The organism is Prosthecobacter sp. (assembly GCF_044378005.1).
Lineage (GTDB): Bacteria > Verrucomicrobiota > Verrucomicrobiia > Verrucomicrobiales > Verrucomicrobiaceae > Prosthecobacter.
In genome coordinates, this window is the sequence record NZ_JBILYB010000278.1 from 1 (window position 1) to 3,795 (window position 3,795).

General features: G+C 61.3%; 5 protein-coding genes. All 5 read left to right on the plus strand.

Features of this window, described 5'->3' with window-relative positions; genetic code table 11:
* The coding region (locus AC6FTP_RS26000) for a DUF1501 domain-containing protein (RefSeq protein ID WP_497209808.1) at positions 1–628 on the plus strand (628 nt) is incomplete at its 5' end.
* Complete coding sequence (locus tag AC6FTP_RS26005; protein WP_497209809.1) at positions 625–1,560, plus strand: DUF6807 family protein; 936 nt, start codon at positions 625–627, stop codon at positions 1,558–1,560. The genes AC6FTP_RS26000 and AC6FTP_RS26005, both read left to right, overlap by 4 nt.
* A gap of 44 nt (positions 1,561–1,604) precedes the next feature.
* Positions 1,605–1,799 carry a DUF5397 family protein gene (locus AC6FTP_RS26010; protein ID WP_497209810.1) on the plus strand — a complete coding sequence of 65 codons (195 nt, stop codon included), beginning with the start codon at positions 1,605–1,607 and terminating at the stop codon, positions 1,797–1,799.
* Positions 1,800–1,803: 4 nt separating this feature from the next.
* Positions 1,804–2,094, plus strand: coding sequence for a virulence factor (locus AC6FTP_RS26015; RefSeq protein ID WP_497209811.1), 291 nt, complete (start codon positions 1,804–1,806; stop codon positions 2,092–2,094).
* 48 nt (positions 2,095–2,142) lie between these two features.
* Positions 2,143–3,795, plus strand: a 1,653-nt coding sequence (locus AC6FTP_RS26020; protein WP_497209812.1) for a DUF7133 domain-containing protein, incomplete at its 3' end; no start/stop codon positions are given.

Consider the following 3,795-nt stretch of genomic DNA (forward strand, 5'->3'; position numbering starts at 1 on the left):
GCGCATCGCGCAGTATGAAATGGCCTTTCAGATGCAGGCCAGCGTGCCGGAGCTGATGGACATCCGTCCCGAAGGCCCCAAAACGCTCGAACTCTACGGCTGTACGCCCGGCGACGGCTCCTTCGCGTCGAACTGCCTCCTCGCCCGCCGACTCGCCGAACGCGGCACGCGCTTCATCCAGCTCTACCATCGCGATTGGGACCACCACAGCCTCCTACGCGAGGAATTGCCACTCCGCGCCAAAGAAGTCGATCGCGCCTGCATGGCCCTTATCACCGATTTGAAGCAACGCGGCCTCTTCGACGACACGCTCATCGTTTTCAGCGGCGAATTCGGCCGCACGCCTATGGCGCAGGGCAACAAAGGCCCCATCGGCCGCGATCATCACAACAAAGCCATGTCCATGTGGCTCGCCGGCGCCGGCATCCAGCGCGGCCTCACCTACGGAGCCACCGACGACCTCGGCTACGCCGCTCAGGAAAACATCACCACCGTCCACGACCTCCACGCCACCATGCTGCACCAGCTCGGCATCCAGCACGACGCCTTCAGCTTCAAGTTTCAGGGCCTTGATGCGCGGCTCTCCGGCGTCGAAGGAGCCAAAGTCATCAAAAAGATCCTCTCATGAAAAACACCCTGCTATTCCTCGCCATCGCTCTTCACGCGCAAGCCTTCGACATCACCGTCACCGACAAAGATTACATCGCCGTCGCCAATGATGGCAAAGTTGTCGCCAAGCTCATGATGGCGAATGATCTCAGCACGCCGGAGAAGCATCACGAGACCTACAAGCCTTACATGCACGTCTTCAGCGCCGATGGCTCCACGCGACTCACGAAAGGCGCGGGCTTCAACTTCACGCATCATCGCGGCATCTTCCTCGGCTTCAGCAAGATTGGCTACAACGGCAAGTCGTATGACCGCTGGCACATGAAAAAGGGCGATCAGGTCGTGACGAAGGTCACGCCCGGCGAAAACACCTTCACCGCACACATCGACTGGCAGGGCGACACCTCCGCGCCCTTCCTCACCGAGGAACGCCGCTTCAGCTTCACCGCAGCCACGAAACCCTTCTACCTGGGCATCGAAATGAACAGCGCCATCAAGGCCGTCAGCGGCGAGGCCGACATGAATGGCGATCCCGAGCACGCGGGCGCACAGTTCCGCCCGAGCGAACTCGTGGACACGAAAACGACGACCTACCTCTTCCCCGGCGAAAACATCGACGCCCACAAAGTCCGCGACCTCCCCTGGGCGGCCGAAATCTTCACCACCGAAGGCAAAACCTTCACCGTCGTGATCCTCAATCATCCCGACAACCCGAAGGACACCGCCACCTCCGCCTACCGCGACTACGGTCGCTTCGGTATGTTCCCGAAAGGCAAGGCGACTACCGAGGCCCCCTTCAAACTCCGCTACCAATGGCTGATCGCCGAGGGTGATGTGCGCGACGCGGCCGCCTTCCAAAACGCCTGGAATGCCTTTGCCGGTAAAAGCGATCCCGTGCCGTCGCTGACGATCAAGGCGTCCGAGCAGCCGAAGCCGAAAGCGAAGAAGTAAAAGCACCGCCTTGCCTATTCGTCGCCTGGAAGCATCATCCTCCCATGAACGCGATTGCCACCTCGCCCAAAACTGCTGCCGATCTGGTCGGCACCTACCGCACTTTCGGTGACTACGGACCCACTTACCAAGTCGTCAGCACGGTGAATGGGCAGAAGGTGCATGTGGTTGTGGTGCAAACGGGCGAGGAACTCGACTATCCCACCGAGCAGGCTTTGAACGACCCCGAGTCCCACTGAAGCCATGTTTGCGATTGCCTTCGATCTCGTGGTCGCAGACGCGGCACAGCACCATCCTCGCGGTGTCACAGCCGCCTATACCGACATCGGCGTCACGCTGAAACGCTTCAGTTTTGAGCGCATTCAGGGCAGTGTTTATGTCAGTGAGAACAACGACATGGCGAATCTCTTCGCCGCCCTCCTGGCACTGAAGGCGTTGCCATGGTTTGCCAACGTGGTTCGGGACATTCGCGGCTTCCGCATCGAAAACTGGAGCGATTTCACGCCCATCATCAAAGGCACCACTCCGGCTTGAAGTGAGTTGAGAGGACGCGAAGAACGGATTCGTTAATCGCCTCCCCCCATGACGCGCCCCCTCATCGCCCTCCTCTGTCTCTCGCTCGCGCCGCAGGCGGGAGCAGTGCATTCCAAAAACGCCGGCCCAGAAAAGGTCGAATTGAAGTTCAAACTGCCACCGCCAAAACCACTGTCGCCGGAGGAGGCGATGAAGGCGTTTCAGGTGGAAAAAGGGTTCCGCATCGAGCTGGTAGCGAGTGAGCCGATGATCGAATCGCCGGTGGCGATGAGTTTCGATGATCAGGGACGGCTCTACGTCTGCGAGATGCGCGGCTACATGCATGATCTGGCTGGCAGCACGGAAAAGGAGGCCACGGGGCGTGTTTCGCTGCTCGAAGACACCGATGGTGATGGCCGCATGGACAAGGCGACGGCGTTTCTCGACAAGGTCGTCATGCCGCGTGCCGTGATGGCGGTGAATGGCGGTGCGTTGATCGCGGTGCCGCCGCAGTTGCTCTTCTGCAAAGACACGAACGGCGACGGCGTGGCCGATGTGAAGGAAACCATCGCCACCGACTACGGCGCGGCGGGCGGACAGCCGGAACACATGAGCAACTCGCCCGTCTGGTGCATGGACAACGGCATCTGGAGCGCCGGGTGCAGTTTCCGCTTCAAACTGCGCGGCGGCGTGTGGCAGCGTGATACCGGGCTCGGTCGCGGCCAGTGGGGACTCTGCCAGGACGACCACGGCAGGCTCTACTTCAATTACAACAGCGACATGCTCCGCGCCGATCTGCTGCCGACGGAGGCCTTTGCTCGCAATCCGCTGCTGCGCAATGCCACCAGCATCAATGCGAAGCTCGCCGCCGATCAATCGCTCTACCCTGCGCATCCCACGCCCGGCGTTAATCGCGGTTACGATGCCAAAACACTGAGCGCCGACGGCAAGCTGCAACGTCCCACCGCCACCTGCGGTGCGCTCATTTATCGTGGCGATGCGTTTCCATCGGCGTATCGCGGCAATGCCTTCGTGCCAGAGCCGAGCGCGAATTTGGTGAAGCGCTTCACGATGAGCGAGGCCGATGGTCTCGTGAAGGCCTCGAACACCGCGAAGGGCAGCGAATTCCTCACCTCCACCGACGAGCGCTTCCGCCCCGTGAACGCCTGCAACGGCCCCGACGGTGCGCTTTACCTCGTGGACATGTATCGCGGCATCATCCAGCACCAGAGCTTCCTCACGCATTACCTCATCGCGAACATCCAGGCGCGAAAACTCGAGCAGCCCTTCAACATGGGCCGCATCTGGCGCATCGTGCCGGAAGGCAGCACCGCGAAGCCCGTGAAGGTCAGCAAGGACGCGAAACTGCTCACGCATGCCAATGGCTGGGTGCGTGACACCGCGCAGCGACTCATCGTCGAGTCCGCCGATGCCTCCGCCGTGCCCGCTTTGAAGGAGTTGCTGCAAAACGAAAGCCCCATCGCCCGCGAGCATGCGCTTTGGACGCTCGATGGCCTCGCCGCCATCACGCCGGACCTCGTGAAGACCGCTCTCACCGACAAAAGCGAGCACGTCCGTGCCGCTGCGGCGCGTGTGGCACCTCGCGATTACGTCTTCGACCTCGCCGCTGAAAAACATCCGCTCGTGCTCGCCAACCTCGCCATCAAAACGATCAACGAGGCCGCATTGGTCCCGCTGCTCGCCACGCACGGCAAAAACGCC

Bases quoted from the DNA above. Each gene is read 5' to 3' on its own strand.
- AC6FTP_RS26005 (WP_497209809.1), top strand. From the start codon at position 625: ATGAAAAACACCCTGCTATTCCTCGCCATCGCTCTTCACGCGCAAGCC.
- AC6FTP_RS26010 (WP_497209810.1), top strand. From the start codon at position 1,605: ATGAACGCGATTGCCACCTCGCCCAAAACTGCTGCCGATCTGGTCGGC.
- AC6FTP_RS26015 (WP_497209811.1), top strand. From the start codon at position 1,804: ATGTTTGCGATTGCCTTCGATCTCGTGGTCGCAGACGCGGCACAGCAC.